This is a genomic window from Sporosarcina sp. FSL K6-1540, from assembly GCF_038620285.1.
In the GTDB taxonomy this organism is placed as follows: domain Bacteria; phylum Bacillota; class Bacilli; order Bacillales_A; family Planococcaceae; genus Sporosarcina; species Sporosarcina psychrophila.
The window spans coordinates 340,416-360,574 of sequence record NZ_CP152018.1; the positions used below are offsets into that span (position 1 = coordinate 340,416).

At 41.4% G+C, this 20,159-nt stretch carries 20 protein-coding genes; 6 read left to right on the top strand and 14 right to left on the bottom strand.

Features of this window, described 5'->3' with window-relative positions; genetic code table 11:
* Positions 1–139 precede the first annotated feature (139 nt).
* Positions 140–1,969, bottom strand: coding sequence for a translational GTPase TypA (typA, locus tag MKY15_RS01625; protein WP_067211576.1), 1,830 nt, complete (start codon positions 1,967–1,969; stop codon positions 140–142).
* A 99-nt stretch (positions 1,970–2,068) separates the two neighbouring features.
* On the opposite strand from typA, the gene MKY15_RS01630 reads away from it, so the two are divergent.
* On the top strand, positions 2,069–2,254 hold the full coding sequence (locus MKY15_RS01630) for a YlaF family protein (protein WP_067211578.1): 186 nt from the start codon (positions 2,069–2,071) through the stop codon (positions 2,252–2,254).
* Positions 2,255–2,320: 66 nt separating this feature from the next.
* Here the strand turns inward: MKY15_RS01630 and MKY15_RS01635 are convergent, their stop codons facing one another.
* Positions 2,321–3,115 (bottom strand): inositol monophosphatase family protein, encoded by a 795-nt coding sequence (locus MKY15_RS01635; RefSeq protein ID WP_067211581.1) that lies wholly within the window; start codon positions 3,113–3,115, stop codon positions 2,321–2,323.
* Positions 3,116–3,233: 118 nt separating this feature from the next.
* Positions 3,234–3,431 (bottom strand): hypothetical protein, encoded by a 198-nt coding sequence (locus MKY15_RS01640; protein WP_067211583.1) that lies wholly within the window; start codon positions 3,429–3,431, stop codon positions 3,234–3,236.
* A gap of 159 nt (positions 3,432–3,590) precedes the next feature.
* Here MKY15_RS01640 and MKY15_RS01645 point away from each other — a divergent pair, with 159 nt between their 5' ends.
* Entirely contained in the window at positions 3,591–4,220 is a 630-nt protein-coding gene (locus MKY15_RS01645; RefSeq protein ID WP_342538803.1) for a DUF1054 domain-containing protein, read from the top strand.
* A gap of 258 nt (positions 4,221–4,478) precedes the next feature.
* On the opposite strand, the gene MKY15_RS01650 is transcribed toward MKY15_RS01645, so the two are convergent.
* From MKY15_RS01650 to MKY15_RS01680, 7 genes are all read right to left on the bottom strand, one after another.
* A complete protein-coding gene (locus MKY15_RS01650) occupies positions 4,479–4,760 on the bottom strand; it encodes a UPF0223 family protein (protein ID WP_342538804.1) in 282 nt (93 codons plus the stop codon).
* Positions 4,761–4,784: 24 nt separating this feature from the next.
* Positions 4,785–5,741: a nitronate monooxygenase family protein gene (locus tag MKY15_RS01655; protein WP_342538805.1), complete on the bottom strand. Its 957-nt coding sequence runs from the start codon at positions 5,739–5,741 to the stop codon at positions 4,785–4,787.
* A 191-nt stretch (positions 5,742–5,932) separates the two neighbouring features.
* Complete coding sequence (gene lpdA, locus MKY15_RS01660) at positions 5,933–7,345, bottom strand: dihydrolipoyl dehydrogenase (protein ID WP_067211592.1); 1,413 nt, start codon at positions 7,343–7,345, stop codon at positions 5,933–5,935.
* Between the two features lie 3 nt (positions 7,346–7,348).
* Entirely contained in the window at positions 7,349–8,698 is a 1,350-nt protein-coding gene (locus tag MKY15_RS01665; RefSeq protein ID WP_342538806.1) for a dihydrolipoamide acetyltransferase family protein, read from the bottom strand.
* 30 nt (positions 8,699–8,728) lie between these two features.
* Complete coding sequence (locus MKY15_RS01670; RefSeq protein WP_187045468.1) at positions 8,729–9,706, bottom strand: alpha-ketoacid dehydrogenase subunit beta; 978 nt, start codon at positions 9,704–9,706, stop codon at positions 8,729–8,731.
* 3 nt (positions 9,707–9,709) lie between these two features.
* A complete protein-coding gene (pdhA, locus tag MKY15_RS01675; RefSeq protein WP_067211600.1) occupies positions 9,710–10,825 on the bottom strand; it encodes a pyruvate dehydrogenase (acetyl-transferring) E1 component subunit alpha in 1,116 nt (371 codons plus the stop codon).
* 266 nt (positions 10,826–11,091) lie between these two features.
* Complete coding sequence (locus MKY15_RS01680; protein WP_342538807.1) at positions 11,092–11,733, bottom strand: YkyA family protein; 642 nt, start codon at positions 11,731–11,733, stop codon at positions 11,092–11,094.
* Positions 11,734–11,869: 136 nt separating this feature from the next.
* Between MKY15_RS01680 and def the strand changes: the two genes are divergently transcribed.
* The 3 genes from def to MKY15_RS01695 all read left to right on the top strand — a co-directional run bounded on the left by def (position 11,870) and on the right by MKY15_RS01695 (position 14,769).
* Positions 11,870–12,427 (top strand): peptide deformylase, encoded by a 558-nt coding sequence (gene def, locus MKY15_RS01685; RefSeq protein ID WP_067211605.1) that lies wholly within the window; start codon positions 11,870–11,872, stop codon positions 12,425–12,427.
* Between the two features lie 462 nt (positions 12,428–12,889).
* On the top strand, positions 12,890–13,099 hold the full coding sequence (locus MKY15_RS01690) for a DNA-directed RNA polymerase subunit epsilon (RefSeq protein WP_067211608.1): 210 nt from the start codon (positions 12,890–12,892) through the stop codon (positions 13,097–13,099).
* 2 nt (positions 13,100–13,101) lie between these two features.
* A complete protein-coding gene (locus MKY15_RS01695) occupies positions 13,102–14,769 on the top strand; it encodes a ribonuclease J (protein ID WP_187045469.1) in 1,668 nt (555 codons plus the stop codon).
* A 752-nt stretch (positions 14,770–15,521) separates the two neighbouring features.
* Here MKY15_RS01695 and MKY15_RS01700 read toward each other — a convergent pair.
* The 4 genes from MKY15_RS01700 to MKY15_RS01715 all read right to left on the bottom strand — a co-directional run bounded on the left by MKY15_RS01700 (position 15,522) and on the right by MKY15_RS01715 (position 18,087).
* Positions 15,522–16,181, bottom strand: coding sequence for a TrkA family potassium uptake protein (locus MKY15_RS01700; RefSeq protein WP_067211613.1), 660 nt, complete (start codon positions 16,179–16,181; stop codon positions 15,522–15,524).
* A gap of 304 nt (positions 16,182–16,485) precedes the next feature.
* The gene (locus tag MKY15_RS01705) at positions 16,486–16,938 is read right to left on the bottom strand and encodes a TlpA disulfide reductase family protein (RefSeq protein ID WP_187045470.1); all 453 of its coding nucleotides are present in this window, start codon (positions 16,936–16,938) and stop codon (positions 16,486–16,488) included.
* Between the two features lie 84 nt (positions 16,939–17,022).
* Entirely contained in the window at positions 17,023–17,565 is a 543-nt protein-coding gene (locus MKY15_RS01710) for a peroxiredoxin (protein WP_067211617.1), read from the bottom strand.
* A 198-nt stretch (positions 17,566–17,763) separates the two neighbouring features.
* Positions 17,764–18,087: a hypothetical protein gene (locus MKY15_RS01715; protein WP_067211620.1), complete on the bottom strand. Its 324-nt coding sequence runs from the start codon at positions 18,085–18,087 to the stop codon at positions 17,764–17,766.
* 72 nt (positions 18,088–18,159) lie between these two features.
* On the opposite strand from MKY15_RS01715, the gene MKY15_RS01720 reads away from it, so the two are divergent.
* Entirely contained in the window at positions 18,160–19,617 is a 1,458-nt protein-coding gene (locus MKY15_RS01720; RefSeq protein WP_342538808.1) for a hypothetical protein, read from the top strand.
* Positions 19,618–20,159: the final 542 nt, after the last annotated feature.

Below are 20,159 nucleotides of genomic sequence, written 5' to 3' on the forward strand. Positions count from 1 at the left end.
TAGGTCGGAATAGTAATAATCCCGTCACTGTTAAAGGACCTCAGAAAGCCGCACCTGACCTATCAGTCGACTAGACCTGTATGAGGTAAGGCACTCAAGATGCTTTCTTTTACTAAGATCACTTATGTTTAAACAGCGATTATTTCTTTTTCTGAACACGTTCGCGTTCGTTTTTATCAAGTATCTTCTTACGAAGTCTGATCGATACTGGCGTCACTTCACAATACTCGTCATCACCCAGATATTGTAACGCTTCTTCAAGCGACATAATACGTGGTTTTTTAGTTGTAACTGTTTGGTCTTTAGAAGCTGAACGTACGTTTGTCGCTTGTTTAGCTTTTGTTAAGTTGATTGTCAAATCGCTTTCGCGCGTATTTTCACCAACAACCATCCCAGCATAGATTTCAGTTCCAGCACCAACGAACATAATACCGCGGTCTTCTAGCTGCATGATGCTGTAAGGCGTAGCTGTACCGTTCTCCATTGAAACAAGAACACCGTTTCTGCGGCCGCCGACTTTACCTTTTGCCATTGGCTGGTAAGAATCAAACGTATGGTTCATAATTCCGTAACCTCTTGTCAATGTAAGGAATTCAGTTGAATAACCAATCAATCCACGCGCAGGTACATTGAATATTAGACGAACTTGTCCATTACCATTGTTGATCATATCAAGCATTTCGCCTTTACGCTCACCAATCGACTCGATAATAGAGCCTGTATGCTCTTCAGGAATATCAATTTGTAAACGTTCGATAGGCTCACAACGAACACCATCTACTTCTTTCACGATTACTGTTGGTTTCGAAACTTGCAATTCAAATCCTTCACGGCGCATGTTTTCAATAAGAATAGAAAGGTGAAGCTCTCCGCGTCCTGAAACAGTCCATGCATCAGGCGAATCAGTTGGATCTACACGAAGAGATACATCTGTTTGCAATTGTGATTGAAGGCGTTCGTCAATTTTTCTTGACGTTACCCATTTACCTTCTTTACCTGCAAACGGGCTATTGTTTACAAGGAATGTCATTTGTAACGTTGGTTCGTCAATGAACAACTCTGGAAGTGCTTCCAGATGATCTGCCGGACAAATTGTTTCACTAACGTCAATGTTCTCCATTCCAGATACCGCAACAAGATCTCCTGCGAAAGCTTCTTGGATATCAACGCGTTTCAAACCAAGGAATCCAGACATTTTCGTAACACGATAGTTTTTGACAGTACCATCACGTTTTATAACGGCAACCGACTGTCCGACTTGCATCGTTCCACGGAAAATCCGTCCGATACCGATACGGCCAACATAATCGCTGTAATCAAGAAGTGATACTTGGAACTGTAAAGGCTCGTCTCTATTATCGATTGGAGCAGGGATATGTTCTAGAATTGCGTCATATAGTACACGCAACGTTTCTTCTTGTGTTGAAACGTCTGGTGATAAGCTTGCAGTACCGTTGAATCCTGATGCATAAATAACTGGGAATTCAAGTTGTTCATCATTCGCATCAAGTTCGATGAATAATTCAAGAACTTCATCAACTACTTCTTCCGGGCGTGCAAATTCACGGTCAATTTTATTAACGACAACGATTGGTTTCAAGTTCTGCTCAAGCGCTTTTTTCAGTACGAAACGCGTTTGTGGCATACACCCTTCGTATGAGTCGACAACAAGAATTACACCATCTACCATTTTCAAGATACGTTCCACTTCTCCGCCGAAATCTGCGTGACCTGGTGTATCCAAAATGTTGATTTTTGTATCTTTATATTCAATTGCTGTATTCTTTGCAAGAATCGTAATTCCGCGTTCACGTTCAATTTCATTTGAGTCCATTGCACGATCATCTACTTGTTCGTTAGAACGGAAGATTCCCGATTGTTTTAAAAGTTGATCGACAAGCGTCGTTTTTCCGTGGTCGACGTGGGCGATAATTGCTATGTTACGTAAGTCACTTCTAAGTTTAGTCATGATTTCACTCCATTATTCTTTTTTCGGTTGATTAACTGTGTTATTATAGCACATGTAAAGATAATTCGAAAACATTTAATTGTAGATGGAGGTATTTTTTTGAAAAACATCAAATGGATTTTCGTTTTTTACTCCATTGCCGCTATCGCTTCAATGTGTGCAATCGGCGTTGCAGTCGGTATGAGCAGCCCCACGATTGCGATTGTAGCCATCGTTGCATTGATTCTAATTATGGGTAACGGATTTAAAACAAAAAAGAAATATAGAGAACAAGGCCTACTTTAATAACATTCTTTTCAAATGTGACGTTTCATGGTAATCGTAGTATTCGATGCCTGTAACGTCCTTTTTTTATTGTTTTAGGTCAATATAGTTTGTCACAATATCTTGATGCAATCCAGGCCTCGCGACTATAAATGTATCCTGCCCAAGAAGGTGCGGGAAATCCCCTTTCATGTTTGTTGCAACTGCACCGACCTCCTGCGCAATAACAATGCCCCCAGCAACATCCCATGGCGACAGCCTCATAGACATGTATGCATCCAACCTACCTGAAGAGACATACGCCAACTCGAGCGCTGCCGAGCCATATGATCTTGTCCCTCTACACGTTCTAATCAGTTCAATAATTTTTTCGTTGTCAACGAAGTGATTCGGAGCCACCCAACTGGCATTAATACCAATAACGGCTTCTTCTAGTGGTGTAATCTCCAATTGCGGTAGCCGTTCATCATTGAAATAAGCCCCTTCATCTTTAGCAGCATGATAAAAATCATCGCGCATTACATCATAAATATAACCAAGCATACCGACGCCTTCTGCATATATTCCGAGAGAGATGGCAAAGTTCCGTTTTTGGTGGATGAAATTCATCGTTCCGTCAATTGGGTCAAGCATCCAAACGACCCCATCAAGCGTCTGAACAACATCGCCAAATCCTTCTTCACCGAGAATCTTATGGTCAGGAAAATCTCTTTTAATCCTGCTGATGAAGAATTGTTCGATTTCTTTATCAATATTTGTCACAAGGTCATTCGCACTCGATTTTGTATCGATATCGATTTGATTGAAAAAAGACACGCGAATTTTATGACCCGCTTCTTTTATCAACGACTTTGCATAACGATCAATAATTCCCCACTTCATAAAGCCACCCCTTCCAAACGACTATCTATAGTACACTATATCGAAAAAGGCATCCCATTACACTATCCCTGTTTCTAAAGGATGTGTATGGATGCCTTTTCTGGTCCGACAATCAGAATCATGCGAAGCCATTAAGTATCTCCAGCTCACGGTGAATTTCCATAAGCCTATGCTTGCTTTTCATTTTTTGCTTTGCATCATCTTCTTGCACAGCATCGAAAAGTGTTGCAAGTTCATAATCGAGTTCTAGGTTAAGTAGCTTCACATATTCTTTCTCTACATCGGCTTTGCGAATAACATGGACGACTTGTTTCATAGTTGACACCCCTTTTTCAGTATATAGTCCAAATTTTCCGTTAGTTATACTTAAAATATGCTACGACCAGAGTTCGCTCTAGTTATAAGCCTTGTTACTAAAGATTGTTCCCCTTTTTCTGTTATGATAAACGTGTAAATGTAATTGGGGGTAATGAAAATGGTTGGTCTTTTTTGGGAAAAAGATGATTTTGATGTATTTTCAATTGAAGGGCTAGAAAAGCGGATGGAAGCATTGCAAAATCGAATCCAGCCCAAGTTCGGAACTCTAGGTATGCATTTTGCGGACCGCCTTTCAGCACATGGGACTGATGAGTTTTTTCCACATGTCGCAAAACACGCAAGACGGACAGTAAATCCACCAAATGACAGTTGGGTCGCCTTCGCACCTGCTAAACGTGGCTACAAAGCATTGCCTCACTTTCAGATTGGCTTATGGGGATCACATTTATTCATTATTTTAGCGGTAATTTATGAGAATTCAGATAAAAAAGGGATTGCCGAGCGTCTAGATAGCAAATTGGATGTTTTAACTAGCCTCCCTGGTACTTATATCGTTTCTGGCGATCATATGAAACCCGAAGCTACAACTATCGAGCAAGCGGGAGACGTTGGACTCGAACAACTTCTAGAGCGGTTACAAACTGTCAAAAAAGCGGAGTTCCTTGTCGGTCGGCATTTACCACGTGAAGACGCCATTAAACTTTCCACCGAAGAATTCATGGCATTTGCAGAAGAGACTTTTGACCAACTGCTACCTGTTTATGATGTAGTCATTAATAAACAATAAAAGCGTAAGCGCCTTGGTAGACCCGACAAGCGCTGGAAGACCTTAAGAGAAAGGCGCTCTTTGCCTTTAACTTAAGGACTAAAGCGACAGGGGAAAGCAGCTTAGGATCGCGACATCCTGTCGCAACAAGGAGGGATGCAGTTTCAATCCCTCCCCACTGCATGACCCACGTCGTGTGGGGCTAGGCGCTGGAGTCTAGATACTGTTCCAGGTGAAAACCTTATACTTCTTAGCTTTAGATAAAAGGAATGCTCCCGCTTAACGCGAGGGCATTCCTTTTATTATTTCTTCACCACTTGTATCTTTCGCCATTTGAACAACACGGTAACAGACGTAACCGCTCGCTTCCTCAAATTCCTTGCACAATGTTTTTTCTTCCGCCATGGAAGGAACCACTTTTTTGAATCCCCGATATGCCTCCATCAGTTTTTCTCTTGCAATTCCTGATTCATATGCTTTTTCAACCGCCTCATAAAATGCCGCTACTGCGATAATTTCTGTGGTCGACCAATCATGCCTAATTGGATAATTATAATCCATGCTAATTCGCTCCCTTTACTCTCTTTAGTTCCATCTTTTACGAATTGTTTCCGCCTCATTCACCATACGCTCAACTAATTCTGCAACGGATGGTACATCGTTAATAAGCCCAGCAACCTGACCCGCCCATCCATAACCATTATTGGCATCTCCATCATGAATAAAACGGCGATTCGCTTCGCCACTGATTAAATCTTTCATCGCTTCATAATCAGCATTTTTAACTTCCATGTCAATTATTTTCTTCGTCCAACTTCCCGTTAATGCTCGAGCGGGTGCTCCTAGTGTTCTTTTAATAACAGTCGTATCGGTTTCACTACTTGCAAGAAGTAGATTGATATAAGCTTGAGATGCATGGACACACTCTCTCGTCGCAATGAATCTTGTTCCCATCTCAATCCCCTCGGCGCCTAATGCCTGAGCGGCCATCCAACCGCGACCATCCCCGATACCACCGGATGCAATAACTGGGATTGAAACAGCATCGACAACTTGTGGAACAAGTACCATCGTTCCGATATCGTCACGCCCAAGATGTCCCCCACCTTCTTGTCCAACAACCATAACTGCATCAGCTCCGAGTGATTCCGCTTTCTGAGCCTGCCTTTTTGCAGCAACTAGCACAAGCTTTTTAACGTTGGTATTTTGAAGTTGGGCAAAAAATGGCGCGGGATTCCCACCCGTTACCGACATTACTGTAACGCCTTCCTCCAGAGCAACTTCCACCATATGGGCATATGGACGTCCATGTTGTCCAATCGCAAAGTTCACGCCGAACGGTTTATCAGTCAGCGTTTTCACTTTTTTAATTTCAACGCGCAGTGCATCTGCTGAATCCAAACTCATTGCCGTAATTTGTCCAAGTCCACCTGCTTCCGAGACGGCAGCAGCAAGTTGGGCATAAGCCAAGTAAGCGAGTCCCCCTTGAATGATTGGATAATTGATATCGAGCAGTTCCGTTATTTTTGTTTTCCATTCCATTTGAATGCCTCCCCCGTTACTCCACTGACACTCTTCTTCATCCCCATCTACTAAACCTGCAAACAAAAGGCAGAAAAAGCTAGGTCACACGGATCCACATACCTGTTTCATAGTCCGATTCAAACTAAAAAAACCATCTACGAGGATATCTTGCTACCTCATAGACGGTCTTAATCACTGACTCTAGAAAATTATTTCGTAATCATATGAATTGGTTTACCTAAAGCGACTTCAGCCGCTTCCATTGAAATTTCACTCAATGTTGGGTGAGCATGAATTGTCATTGCAACATCTTCAAGCGTCATTCCTGCTTCGATTGCAAGTGCAAGTTCAGCGATCATATCTGATGCACTTTCACCCACAATTTGTGCTCCAAGTAGAAGCCCGTCTTCTTTACGTGATACAAGTTTGACGAAACCTTCAGAAGCATCAAGTGCAAGTGCACGTCCATTAGCTGCAAACGGGAATTTCCCTACTACTGTTTCATAACCTTCTTCTTTTGCCTGTTGCTCGTTCAAGCCAACAGCTGCAAGTTCAGGATCAGTGAAACAAACGGCAGGAATCGCCAAGTAGTCAACTTCAGACTTCTCGCCTGAAATTGCTTCTGCTGCAATTTTAGCTTCATAAGAAGCTTTGTGTGCAAGCTGAAGTCCTGGAACGATATCACCGATTGCATAGATATTTGGAATGCTTGTACGGCATTGTTTGTCGACTTCGATAAGACCACGCTCAAGGAACTTGATGCCCATCTCTTCTAATCCGATTTCATCCGTATTTGGACGACGACCTACAGTAACAAGTACGTAATCAGCTTCGACTTTCTTCTCTTCTCCGCCTACTTCGTATGTAACTGTAACGCCAGTAGCTGTCTCTTCAACGCCTTTTGCAGACGCTTTAACAACAACTTCGACGCCTTTTTTCTTCAAGCCTTTTTTAACGATTTGTGTCATTTGTTTTTCAAAACCTGCAAGAATGTCATTGCCGCCTTCAATAATCGTTACTTCAGATCCAAGATTTGCATATGAAGATCCTAGCTCAGTACCGATATAACCGCCACCGATAACGACAAGTTTACCCGGTAATTCTGTAAGACTCAAAGCACCTGTTGAATTGATAACGCGTTTCGTAAATTTGAATGTCGGGATTTCAATCGGACGTGAACCCGTTGCAATGATTGCATTTTTGAATTTATATGTTTGCGCAGAACTTTCGTCCATCACACGTACTGTGTTGCTATCGACGAAATAAGCTTCACCTTGAACATAATCAACCTTGTTGCCTTTAAGAAGTCCTGCAACTCCGCCAGTCAACTTGCTGACTACGCTATCTTTGAACGCTTGCGCTTTAGTGAAATCTAGTTTCACTTCTGTTGCTGTAATTCCCATTGAATCGGAATTTTTTGCATTGGCATAACGATGTCCAACAGCAATTAGCGCTTTAGAAGGAATACATCCTACGTTCAAGCACACGCCACCAATATCGCCTTTTTCAACAACGATTACTTTTTGGCCCAATTGTGCCGCACGGATTGCTGCGACATACCCTCCCGGTCCAGAACCTACGACAAGTGTATCTACTTCGATTGGAAAGTCTCCTACTACCATTGTTTACGCCTCCATTAATAAAAGTTCCGGATTTGCGAGCAATCTCTTAAGGTGATTCAGCGCGTGTTGTGCAGTAGCGCCGTCGATCATCCGGTGATCGAATACCAATGACAATGCTAACATAGGTGCCGCTACAATTTCACCATTTTTCACAACTGGCTTTTCTGCGATACGACCAATCCCAAGAATTGCAACCTCAGGATGATTAATGATAGGTGTAAACCATTGCCCTCCTGCAGACCCAATATTCGTGATGGAACAAGAAGCACCCTTCATTTCAGCAGGTGATAATTTACCATCGCGTGCTTTTACTGCAAGGCTATTGATTTCATCAGAAATTGCGAAGATTGATTTACGGTCTGCATGCTTGATAACCGGAACAAGAAGTCCACGGTCAGTGTCCGCAGCGATACCAATATTGTAATAATGCTTCTGAACAATTTCTTGTGTAGCATCATCGAGTGAGCTATTGAACGCTGGGAATTCACGCAATGTCGAAACAAGTGCTTTTACAACATAAGGCAAATACGTCAGTTTGATATCTTTTTCTGCAGCAATGTCTTTGAACTTTTTGCGATGTGCAACGAGTTCGGTAACATCCACTTCGTCAAGCAACGTAACATGCGGAGCAGTGTGTTTTGAATTGACCATCGCTTTTGCAATTGCTTTTCGGATTCCAGACATTTTTTCGCGTGTTTCAGGGAAATCGCCTTCAAGATGAACTGGAGCCGGAGCTGAAGTTTCTTGTGCAACGCTTTCAGCTTGACCATCTTGATCCGCCACTGCTGGAGTTGCCGCTTGTGTTTGTCCACCATTCTTGAATGACTCGATATCTTCTTTCAAGATGCGGCCGTTTTTGCCTGATCCTGCAACTTGCTGAATTTCGACACCTTGCTCACGCGCAAATTTACGCACGGAAGGCATTGCAATAATGCGGCGATTCGGATCGACGTCTGTTTGTGCTTGCACACTTGCAGTCGGGGCAGCTACTTTTGTAGTTGCTTCTTCCTTAGGCGCCTCTTCTTTTTCAATCGGTTGACTCGCTTCAGCTGTTGCTTGAACTTGTGCTTCAGTTTCTGCGTTGTCATCCTCTTCAGATTTCACATTTTCATAACCAGGTGCATCGAAGCGAATCAATACATCCCCTACGACTGAAACTGTTCCTTCGGAAACGAGTATTTCTTCAACAGTACCCGTAACCGGTGATGGAATTTCCACAACTGCTTTATCGTTTTGGATTTCAAGAAGTATGTCATCTTCATTGATCTTATCGCCTTTAGCGACGAACCATTTTACGACTTCACCTTCATGGATTCCTTCTCCGATATCTGGTAAACGGAATTCAAATGCCACGTGATTCACCCTTTCTTAATTGATACCTTTTTAGAACGTCAATACTTTTTTAGCTGTTTCAATAATATCTTTCGCATTCGGAAGCCAAGCATTTTCACCTTGCGCAAATGGATAAATAGTATCCGGTGCAGTTACGCGAAGAACAGGTGCTTCAAGGCTTAGAATTGCGCGTTCTGTAATTTCAGCTACGATATTCGCAGCGATTCCTGCTTGTTTCTGCGCTTCTTGTACAACGATTGCACGGTTTGTTTTTTCAACAGATGCAATGATTGTTTCGATATCCATTGGTTGAATTGTACGCAAGTCGATAACTTCTACAGAGAAGCCTTCTTTTTCAAGCTCTTCAGCCGCTTTCAAGCTTTCGTGAACCATTGCGCCGTACGTGATAATTGAAAGGTCTTTCCCTTCACGTTTCACATCCGCTTTCCCAAGTGGAATCGTGTACTCTTCTTCAGGAACTTCTTGTCTGAATGAACGGTACAGTTTCATATGTTCAAGGAAGATGACCGGATTGTCGTCGCGGATTGCAGAAATCAGTAACCCTTTCGCGTCATATGGAGTTGAAGGGATAACTACTTTCAAACCAGGCTGTGAAGCTACGAGACCTTCAAGGCTATCAGCGTGCATCTCAGGTGTTGCTACGCCGCCTCCGAATGGTGAGCGGATTGTAACAGGTGCATTGAAACGACCTGCACTACGGAAACTCATGCGCGCAAGTTGACCACTAACTGAGTCAATTACTTCATAAAGGAAACCAAAGAACTGAATTTCCATAACTGGACGGTAGCCTGTGAATGCCAACCCGATTGCTAGTCCACCAATACCAGATTCTGCAAGCGGTGTATCGAATACACGCACTTCGCCAAATTCTTTTTGCAAGCCTTCAGTTGCACGGAAGACTCCTCCGTTATTTCCAACGTCTTCACCGAAGACGAGGACGTTTTCATCATTTTTCAGCTCCGTACGTAGAGCATCAGTTATTGCTTGAATCATCGTCATTTGTGCCATCGGTTACTTCGACTCCTTCTCTGTGTAAATGGCTAGCTGTTCCTGCAAGTTGTATGGCAGGTCGCCTTTGTACATGATGTTGATAAAATCGCTTACTTTTTGTTTAGGAGCTGCATCAGCTATTTTGATTGCTTCTTTAATTTCTTCTTTAGCGCGTTCAATTACTACGTTTTCTTGTTCTTCATTCCAGATACCTTTTGCTTCTAGGTATGTACGGAAACGGATTAACGGATCGCGTTTTTCCCACTCGCTGTCTGTTTCTGAAGTACGGTAACGCGTAGGATCGTCTCCTGCCATAGTATGTGGCCCGTAGCGGTAGCAAAGCGCCTCGATTAGTGTTGGTCCATCGCCATTGATTGCGCGCTCGCGTGCGTCACGTGTAACCGCATACACCGCAAGAGGGTCCATACCGTCAACAAGAACACTTGGTATACCTGCTGCAATACCTTTTTGTGCAAGCGTTTTTGCAGCTGTTTGCATGTCACGTGGAGTCGAAATAGCAAATTGGTTATTCTGAATGATGAAGATTGCTGGAGAACGATATGCTCCTGCAAAGTTAATCCCTTCATAGAAGTCACCCTGCGATGTACCACCGTCACCTGTGTATGTCATAGCAACTGCTTTCGTTCCTCGTTTTTGGAAGCCAAGTGCAATGCCTGCTGCTTGAATATATTGTGCACCGATAATGATTTGTGGCGGGAATACGTTGACGCCTTCTGGAATATTACCACCTTGGAAATGGCCGCGTGACCATAAAAATGCCGTTGATAACGGTAATCCGTGGAATAACATTTGTGGAACGTCACGATAACCTGGAAGGATGAAATCCTCTTTCTCAAGTGCAAATTGTGAAGCAAGTTGTGAAGCTTCCTGCCCCGCTGTCGGTGCATAGAATCCTAGACGTCCTTGACGGTTCAACGAAATTGAACGTTGATCCAAAATACGTGTATATACCATACGAGTCATTAACTCAATGAGTTCTTCATCGGATAAATTCGGATCTGCATCCTTATTAACGATTTCGCCTTCTTCGTTCAAGATCTGGAACATTTCAAACTTTTCTTCAATCGCGTGAAGTGTTTCCACCGGATCGAACTGCTTGTCTTTTTTGGCAGCCATTTCGGCAACTCTCCTTTATAACTGTATTATGAACCATTAGTGTATTGATTGGTACAATCTATTCCCTTCACAGTATATCTAATCAGAACTGAATGGTCAAACATAGTAATCGCATGTACCTTTGCAGATAATAGCTATTAGAATTGATTGTCATTACCAAACTGTATTAGCACAATAAGACGTCTGTATTATAATAGAATACCATTTTCCCGCACTTTATATTTATAGAAAAAAGCATAGAATTAACTCTACTGCCTCACTACTGCTTATTCTTCTTTCTGTAAATTAGAGAAAGTGTCGTCCTTTAACACATTCACTTTGACCGTCGCATCATTAAAAGAGATAACTGCTGTATGGACTAACTCATTCTGTTCATTCACTTCGCCGACCTTATCCTTAAGTTCCTTTAGTTCAACTTCCTCAGCAACAAGCATTCCGTATAACTCCTCTTGAAGACTGGTAAGTTTTTTATATTCAACAACAAAGGCTGAATGGAGCTCATATCGGTTAGTTACAGCTTCTTTCAGTTCTTCTATACTTTTTTCAACAGTTCCATCTGTTTGTTCAATGATTGCATCGAGTTCGTCCACGGATTTGCTTGCTTTACTTATGGACTTTTCTTCTCCTTCTATATGAGTAAGTCGTTGTCCCAGCAATTCTTCAAGCTCAGCTACCTTTATTTTCAGCTCACCTAACTGTTGGTGCGTCAACTCCATCGTCTGATTGAATAATTCCTGTTCCGATTTTTCAAGCTCCGTCAATTCAGCTTGCGCATCCTTATATGCTTGTTCGGCATTATTCATCTTTGTTATAGTAGCTGACAGTTGCGTTTTAATCGTCGAGTCAGAACTACACCCTGAGAGCACCAAAGTTACCGCTAATATGTATCCAATGATAGATTTCTTCAAAATTGCCGACCTCCAATTTCCCTCTACACTATAACGTTTTATATTTCACTATTCAACTTCGCGTTCAATTTCTTCCACCCCTATTCACATTCGTTTATACTATTGAATAGAGTAAAACCGAAAGGAAGATTGCACGATGATTTTAATGGAACATATTGTTAGGGAAGGACACCCTGCTCTCCGCAAACGAGCCGAAGAATTAAGTTTCCCATTGTCCGATGTTGACCGGAAACTTTGCGAGGATTTGATGGGGTACGTTATAAATAGTCAAGATTCCGAACTGAGTGAAAAGTTCGACCTCCGCCCTGGAATCGGCCTAGCCGCACCACAATTGGATAAATCGAAAAGAATATTTGCACTCCATATTACAGATGATGTTCAACAAGCAATTAGTTTTATTGCTGTTAATCCAAAAATCGTCAGTCACTCTATCGAAAAAACCTATCTTCCTTCAGGTGAAGGCTGCCTGTCAGTAGATCGCGATGTAGAAGGATATGTACCTCGTTATGCACGGATTACAATTAAAGCCTATGATCCCGATGGCCATGAATTCAAAAAAAGATTGAAAGGACTTGCCGCTATTGCTTTTCAACACGAACTTGATCACTTGAATGGTGTCATGTTCTATGACCATATTGATAAAGAAGTACCTTTTAAGGATATTCCCGGTGCCACCCCACTTGTTCGCGATTGAAATGTTTTCTGTGTAAACAGAGCGAAGTTGAACGGAATCTTTATATCCTACATGCTCCTAGAGTTTGTTCAGTTTGTAGTATGGTGCCAAGTGTGTGGTACCAGCTACTGTCTCAATTTGAAGGGCAGTAGCTGATACAACCCCCTCCCCCCATGTTACTGGTGATTACTTGGATCTTTCGACTACGCTTTTAAATAACGGATGGATATTTCGGCTATGCCGAAAATCCCGCTTGACACAATGTTCTGAATATAGTATAATGATTTCGAGGAGTGATGTCGCCATGTACAAACGCCTAAAACGAAAATGGTTGAAACGGCTAAATGGCATACTCGGAAAAAAAACTATCGCTTAATTATGTTAAGTCCGCCATCAAATTGGTGGGCTTTTCTTTATTTTAAAGAGGTGTCATGCTAATATAAAGAGAATCAGTTCAAACGAACGTAAAAAGGAGAGCAAACGATGATTTATAAAATCTATTATCAAGATAACTTGCTTCAAATACCAGTCCGTGAAAATACGAAAAGCATGTACATCGAGGCGGACTCGGAAAGGTCAGTCCGTGCGAAGTTGAAAGATCGTGCTTTTAACATCGAATTTATCCAACTTCTTGAAGGTGTTCATCTTGAATACGAACAGGCTGCACCCTATTTCGAGCTTGAAGAGGTTTAAGTATGAAATCTATCAAAAACAATGAAACTGCCGTTTTCGCTTTAGGCGGACTAGGTGAAATCGGTAAAAACACATATGGTGTACAATTTCAAGACGAAATTATTCTAATTGATGCTGGTATTAAGTTCCCTGATGACGCATTACTCGGTATCGACTATGTCATTCCAGATTACACATACCTTGAACGTAATGTGGACAAGATTAAAGGCCTATTCATTACACATGGCCATGAGGATCATATTGGTGGTATTCCTTATCTTCTTCGTAAAATTAACGTGCCAGTATATGGCGGAAAACTTGCACTTGGACTTTTGCGTAACAAACTAGAAGAGCATGGTCTGTTACGGACTACGAAGTTGATTCCTTTTGGTGAAGATGACGTTTTCAAGTTTCGTAAGACAGCGGTATCATTTTTCCGGACTACACATAGTATTCCAGATGCATTCGGTGTTGTAGTTAAAACACCTTCCGGTAATATTGTTCACACGGGTGACTTCAAATTCGACTTCACACCAGTTGGGGAACCAGCAAACTTGACGAAGATGGCGAAAATCGGTAGCGAAGGCGTACTTTGTCTGTTATCAGATAGTACAAATGCTGAAATCCCTAACTTCACAATGTCTGAACGAAAAGTCGGCGACAGCTTGAATGAGATTTTCAGAAAAGTTGAAGGCCGTATTATATTCGCGACATTCGCATCAAATATTCATAGACTGCAACAAGTAATTGAGTCTGCCCAGGTATTGGGTCGTAAAATTGCGGTATTTGGCCGCAGTATGGACAATGCCATTACAATCGGTCGAGAACTTGGTTACATCGATGCACCGAAAGAATTATTTGTCGATACCCAATCATTGAATAAGCTGCCGGCCAACAAAGTATTAATTCTTTGTACAGGTAGTCAAGGTGAACCGATGGCTGCACTTTCTCGTATTGCAAACGGTACGCATAGACAAGTTCAAATCCATCCTGGCGATACGGTAATTTTCTCGTCTTCACCGATTCCAGGCAATACACTTAGCATCAATAAAGCTATTAATGCACTATTCCGTGCAGGTGCTGATGTGCTCCATGGTTCTTTAAATAATATCCATACTTCCGGTCACGGTTCGCAGGAAGAACAAAAATTGATGATCAGATTGATCAAACCAAAATTCTTCATGCCGATTCACGGTGAGTATAGAATGTTGAAAATCCATACTGATCTTGCTGTCTCTTGTGATGTTCCTCGAGAGAACACATTCATCATGGGGAATGGCGATGTACTCGCTCTTACACAAGATGAAGCGCACCTTGCTGGTCGGATTCCTTCTGGTGATGTCTATATTGACGGAAGCGGAATCGGGGATATCGGCAGCGTCGTTCTGCGTGATCGCAGAATTTTGTCTGAAGATGGTCTTGTAATTGTTGTAGCAACTGTAGATCTAAAACGCAATCGTGTCGTTTCAGGACCAGATATCATTTCTCGTGGATTCGTTTATATGCGTGAATCTGGTGCAATGATTCACGAAGCACAACAGATGTTATCCAAACAGATGCAGCGCAAGCTTGCAAGCTCGCCCTCAGATTTCGATGCATTGAAAAGTGAAATCATTGATGTTCTCGGACCGTATTTATACGATAAAACGAAACGTAAACCAATGGTGCTTCCTGTTATCATGGAAGTTTAACAAAGCTAAAAACCGTAAACGCCTATAAGCGTTTACGGTTTTTTTATTCATTAACACATCTGTTGATAAACCTAATAGTAACTAGTGAATAACATGATTACCTACTGGGCGCTACGTGTATAGTTGCATTTTCCGATTGCTTTGGATTGAATGACTTCTAAACAATTAACGGGATGTCTGACTGTGTAGGGATGCGACTTTGTCGCATCCCTACACAGTCTTTTCGGTAATCGTATGGTGGTCCTTCATCCGTCGCGCTCCAAATGGATAAGTACACGTATTGCTGAAGCTTTTTGGGACGAAAGAATAGCTTGTGCTTCTTAGCTGGATAAAAGCCGCCAAAGATGCAATTTTGGCGGCTGATACTTTCTATAAAGGTTCACATGATTACATGCATACTCTTTGCTAAAAGTAAGCAAGGAACGCATTGTACAACGTAATAGAGTGCCCGAAATTGCATCTCCGGGCACTGACACTCTCCATAGAATATAATCTATTCTTTTCTTCCAAACGACTGCATTTTTCACTTGAACATTGTAGGTACGCGACAGGCAACTATTCCCAATAGTATTACTGAAAAGAGTGTGGTAGAAGTGACGAAGTCACTTCTACCACACTCGGACCCCTCAGTAAATCTATCATGAATAGTTAGTCGAAAGCGGGCCGAAAATAGTGCAGTGAAAATGAAGGTCTTCAAGCCCTACTCACCAGTATTTCATGCAAGTAAATGATTAATCAACAGACGTGATTCATTAATGCAGTGCTTTCTTTTCAAACTTATGGATTTCCTCATCCGATCCAATGACAATCAGGATATCTTCAAGTCGGATTTTTTCAATTGCTTGAGGAGATACAAGTATATGCTTACCTCGTTTGATGGCAACAATATTGACACCATATTTGGCCCTAATGTCCAAATCTATTAATGTTGATCCAACGAGTTTATCATTCGCCTTTATTTCCGCAATGGAATACTCATCTGACAGTTCAAGATAATCGAGTATATTATTCGATACCATATTGTTCGCAATTCTAATCCCCATATCGCGTTCAGGGTGTACTACCTGGTCTGCCCCAATTTTACGCAACACTTTTTCATGGGAATCATTTTGAGCTTTCACTGTTATTTTTTTCACACCAATTTCCTTCAACATAAGTGTTGTCAAAATACTTGCTTGGATATTTTCTCCAATTGCAACGACTACATGTTCGAAGTTGCGGATGCCTATTGACCTGAGAACAGACTCATCAGTCGTATCGGCCGCTACAGCTTGTGTAGCAATGTGAGCATACTCATCCACTCTTTCTGATGAAATATCGATAGCCATAACATCAGCATCGAGCTCAATTAGTTCTCTTACAATACTCCCACCAAAACGACCCAAGCCAATTACCGCAAATTCCTTTTTCATAGAGCACCCTCCCCTATCCACTTACTGGATTCGATTAGTGTATCACACTGAATTAGCACGCTCAAATATCCATCTATCGTCTAAAGGCGCCACGTCCTGTGGCGACGTCCTCACTAGTACATCCTGTCGCAATAAGGAAGAGATGCTATTCAATCCCTCCCCACTGCATGACCAACATCGTGTGGGTCTTGGGCCTAGATGTAAAATCTCTATAATACAACTTATCTACAACAGTACGTGGTTTTACTATTTCCTAAACAATTAAAAATGCCCGATGTCGCGAATGCGCAATCGGGCTGATTCTTTACTCTTTTTTCATTTCATCTAGTACGCGGTTAACGCGCTTTTCAAGCATTTTCATGCCCCCGCCGCCTGCTTGGAAGTGACGTAACTGGCCGTCTTTATCAAACACATAATAAGCCGGAACATATTGGTTATCGAATTTATCCGTTAGTGTCGCTTCACTATCGACAAAAATCGGTTGAGTAATGTCGTGTTCAGCTGCTACTGATTTGATTTCAACTAGATCTAAATCGTCTTCAGAACGTGGCATATGAACTGCGATGACGTTTAAATCTTCTTTGTATTTGTCTCTAAATTCATTGACTTCAGGCATTGCTTCCTTACATAAGTGACAGCTAACAGACCAGAAATGGATTAGAGTTGGTTTTTCACCGACCAATTCCTCTTTTGTTCTTTCTCCATTCAACCATGCTGTTGCACCTGTAAGTTCAGGTAATTGATCACGTAGTTTCATGCTTTTTCCTCCTTCGTTTTTCAAAAAAATCCCCACTGCTAATATATGCACGGGGACTTCATTTGGTAAAAATTCAACTGTTACTTATAGTGTCTTCTGACCAGGTCTCCAGTTAGCCGGGCAAAGTCCGCCAGTTTGAAGAGCTTGAAGCACACGCAATGTTTCGTCAACATCACGGCCAATATTGTTGTGGAATACTGTTTGGTATTGAAGTTCACCTTCAGGGTTGATGATGAACAGGCCGCGTAGTGCGATACCTTCTTCTTCAATCAACACACCATAGTCGCGTGAAACTTGGTGGTTAGTATCTGCTGCTAGTGGATATTTCAACTGCTCTAAGCCATTATCTTTACGGTCTGTGTTGATCCACGCAAGGTGCGTGTGGATTGTATCCGTAGATAGACCGATAATTTCTGTATCCAAATCTTCGAATTCATCATAACGATCAGACATTGCTGTAATTTCCGTTGGACACACGAATGTGAAGTCCATTGGATAAAAGAATAATACTGTCCATTTATCGTTTTTCATATTTTCTTGAAGGCTTACTTTTCCAAAAGACTTATCTGCTAGTACCGCATCCAATGCGAAATCTGGTGCTTGCTTACCTACCATACGGTTAATCATTAAATAACCCCTCCACTAATTCTTTTGTGCCAGGACAACCGCCTGCACAATCCTTATCAAGACTAACAAAAAAATCGCCCTATTTCAAACGGAGCGCCTTGTCCAAACAGCGCCCTATTCAATATGTGGCAATTCCATGACGTATATACAGTCATTATGTTTACTCTTCTCCCAATTGAGGGAAAAGAGTTGTAAGTGTTATTTACAATTAGACGGTTTCGCAGGCCGTGCTAGGCAATATTCACAAGTTGGATCACTACAAGAGCTCTCACGCCATTCGTCGCACGATGGGCAAAATATGGAATCGTGTTCGTCATTATAATCTAATGGATCAAGGCAGATTTTGCAGTGATTGGGCAGTTCTACTATATTGCGGATCTTTCCATTTTTCATAAGAAAGATGCCTTCGATTTCTTTTTTATCTTCCAACAGATTACCAATCGATTCCCAACTAAGTCCGAGGTCTTCCATTGTCCATTTACGGTCATCCGGGTCCAAATAAATTACTTTCTTTTTTCCCAATCAAAGCCCTCCTTTATTCGCTATATTGTACCATGAAAAGCCAAAATTTCAATTGATGAAGGATGAGTGAAAATGCAGTTAACAATTCCAATTAATAAACTGGATATTCATCATTCGCATATGTCATTTACTCTTCCTATAAGATATGACAGTATGGGAAAGGATGACCTTGCGCTAACACTTAAGGCAAATGACTACGCTTTTTTTCAGATAGACAAGTCTTTAAGTGAAGGTAGCGTTAACGAAGATGAAATCTCTGTTACTGGCAAAGAACTTAAACAGTATTTTCTACCCTATATCGAAGACAAACTCTTTCCCACTTCGTTAGACGAAAATGGATTTCACAGATTTACAAAGTCTATCATGAAACGCTTTGAATACAAACTTAGAACTATAAATATGTCTTTCGTTATCCAAAGCGTCGATATAATACTCGGCCCTTTCGACATTGCTTTTTTAACTGTCAAAGTTCAATTAGATAACCAGGACCATGAACTAGCAGACGTTCTTGATTTCATGCATCATTTCAGAGCAGTCGAACCTCAGTTAGTAGAGGAACAAGGGATGGTAATTATCTGCCCCGAAAATGGAAATCACTTATCTATTCGACATCTACTTTTTGAATATCTATGTCCTTTTTTGGAAAAATTCATATTGCATGATGATAAGTCGAACGGCTATTCCGGCTCTCTGCCTTACTTTGAAGATGAGAGGATGTATACAACCGCTTTCCTTTTCTGCCAGCAAGATTCTCTCATCACAGATGATCAATTGTATCGAATGGGTGCTTTGGACGGTAGATTACCTAATGGCCAGCTATTCATATCCGCTAATAATCCAAACTATATTCAGCGTTCTCTGAATCAGTCACTTCATGATAGATGGGCCCCAAACACGTATACAGTTACAACTGAGCATGCATTTGTAACTGTTACAAACTGCCTTCCTAAGGATATGAGCAGGGAACTTTCACAATACATGGGTACTCATTATTATAACTTTCTTCTCCATTACTTTTATAAGATAATGTTACTTCGAATGTCTTTCGAATATAGTCAAATCGAATGGGAAAAAGATGAGGAGTATGTAAAATCACTGATTAAGTTCATCACGCTATTTTCAGCCGGCTATTATTCTCAGGAAGTAAGTACACGTTCGGAAGGAAAAGAGCTCTCGCTTATGTTCCGACAAGCATTCAATATTGATTGTCTTTACAAAGAAGTGAATACAACTTTGCACGAACTGTACAAAAGCCAAGAAAATCAAGCTTCCGACAAGATGAACATGCTTCTTTTCATTCTCACTATTTTCACCGTCATTTCAGGAATTTATGGTATGAATCTCGTAATTGAAGACTGGGAATCCCCTTTTGGCTGGAGGCAATTTTCCAGCTACACGTTTTTTGAATGGATCTCACTTGTCACTGCACTGAGTGGCATTGGTCTTTCTGCTTATTTAGTTGTTACTACATTTGGCAAAATGATGATGAGTAAACTGCGCCGAAAGAAATCAAATTCCCGTATGAAATAATGACCGGACCCTCTTTTCTTAACAGGAGGCTAATCCGGTTTTATTTATTATCAATCCAAGTTTGTTGATTAACCATTTTCTCACATGAATCATCTTTCAGAAAAGCATAAAAATTCACATTTACACGTGTACATTTCCGACTCGCTTTGGACGAAATGATCACAATACCTTTACCGCGGGTTAGATGTGGCCGCCGCGCAACCACAATGTTCAAGTGAAAAATGCAACTACTTTGGAAGATTAAAGAATAACTACCTTTCTATAAAGGTTGCAAGTGCCCGAAGATAAAATTTCGGGCACTCCATCGCTTTTAATAAAGTCTCTTTGCTTATTTTAGCAAAGATCATACAAGTAACAGTGTGACGCTATATAGAAAGTGACACTGCCTTACATTCGAAAAGGAAATGCTATAAAGAAGGAGTAAGCAGCCAAAATTGCATCTTTGGCTGCCCTTTGATGGATAAGTAACTGGTTATTTACTCGTTCCCAAAAACTTTAGCGCTTTATGTGAAGCCACTGAAAAAGTTCTTTTTTGATAGTAA

Bases quoted from the DNA above. Each gene is read 5' to 3' on its own strand.
- MKY15_RS01690 (WP_067211608.1), top strand. From the start codon at position 12,890: ATGATTTATAAAATCTATTATCAAGATAACTTGCTTCAAATACCAGTC.
- MKY15_RS01650 (WP_342538804.1), bottom strand. From the start codon at position 4,760: ATGGATTATAATTATCCAATTAGGCATGATTGGTCGACCACAGAAATT.
- MKY15_RS01710 (WP_067211617.1), bottom strand. From the start codon at position 17,565: ATGATTAACCGTATGGTAGGTAAGCAAGCACCAGATTTCGCATTGGAT.
- pdhA (WP_067211600.1), bottom strand. From the start codon at position 10,825: ATGGCTGCCAAAAAAGACAAGCAGTTCGATCCGGTGGAAACACTTCAC.
- def (WP_067211605.1), top strand. From the start codon at position 11,870: ATGATTTTAATGGAACATATTGTTAGGGAAGGACACCCTGCTCTCCGC.
- MKY15_RS01655 (WP_342538805.1), bottom strand. From the start codon at position 5,741: ATGGAATGGAAAACAAAAATAACGGAACTGCTCGATATCAATTATCCA.
- MKY15_RS01640 (WP_067211583.1), bottom strand. From the start codon at position 3,431: ATGAAACAAGTCGTCCATGTTATTCGCAAAGCCGATGTAGAGAAAGAA.
- typA (WP_067211576.1), bottom strand. From the start codon at position 1,969: ATGACTAAACTTAGAAGTGACTTACGTAACATAGCAATTATCGCCCAC.
- MKY15_RS01720 (WP_342538808.1), top strand. From the start codon at position 18,160: ATGCAGTTAACAATTCCAATTAATAAACTGGATATTCATCATTCGCAT.
- MKY15_RS01635 (WP_067211581.1), bottom strand. From the start codon at position 3,115: ATGAAGTGGGGAATTATTGATCGTTATGCAAAGTCGTTGATAAAAGAA.
- MKY15_RS01645 (WP_342538803.1), top strand. From the start codon at position 3,591: ATGGTTGGTCTTTTTTGGGAAAAAGATGATTTTGATGTATTTTCAATT.
- MKY15_RS01695 (WP_187045469.1), top strand. From the start codon at position 13,102: ATGAAATCTATCAAAAACAATGAAACTGCCGTTTTCGCTTTAGGCGGA.
- MKY15_RS01705 (WP_187045470.1), bottom strand. From the start codon at position 16,938: ATGAAACTACGTGATCAATTACCTGAACTTACAGGTGCAACAGCATGG.
- MKY15_RS01670 (WP_187045468.1), bottom strand. From the start codon at position 9,706: ATGGCACAAATGACGATGATTCAAGCAATAACTGATGCTCTACGTACG.
- MKY15_RS01700 (WP_067211613.1), bottom strand. From the start codon at position 16,181: ATGAAAAAGGAATTTGCGGTAATTGGCTTGGGTCGTTTTGGTGGGAGT.
- lpdA (WP_067211592.1), bottom strand. From the start codon at position 7,345: ATGGTAGTAGGAGACTTTCCAATCGAAGTAGATACACTTGTCGTAGGT.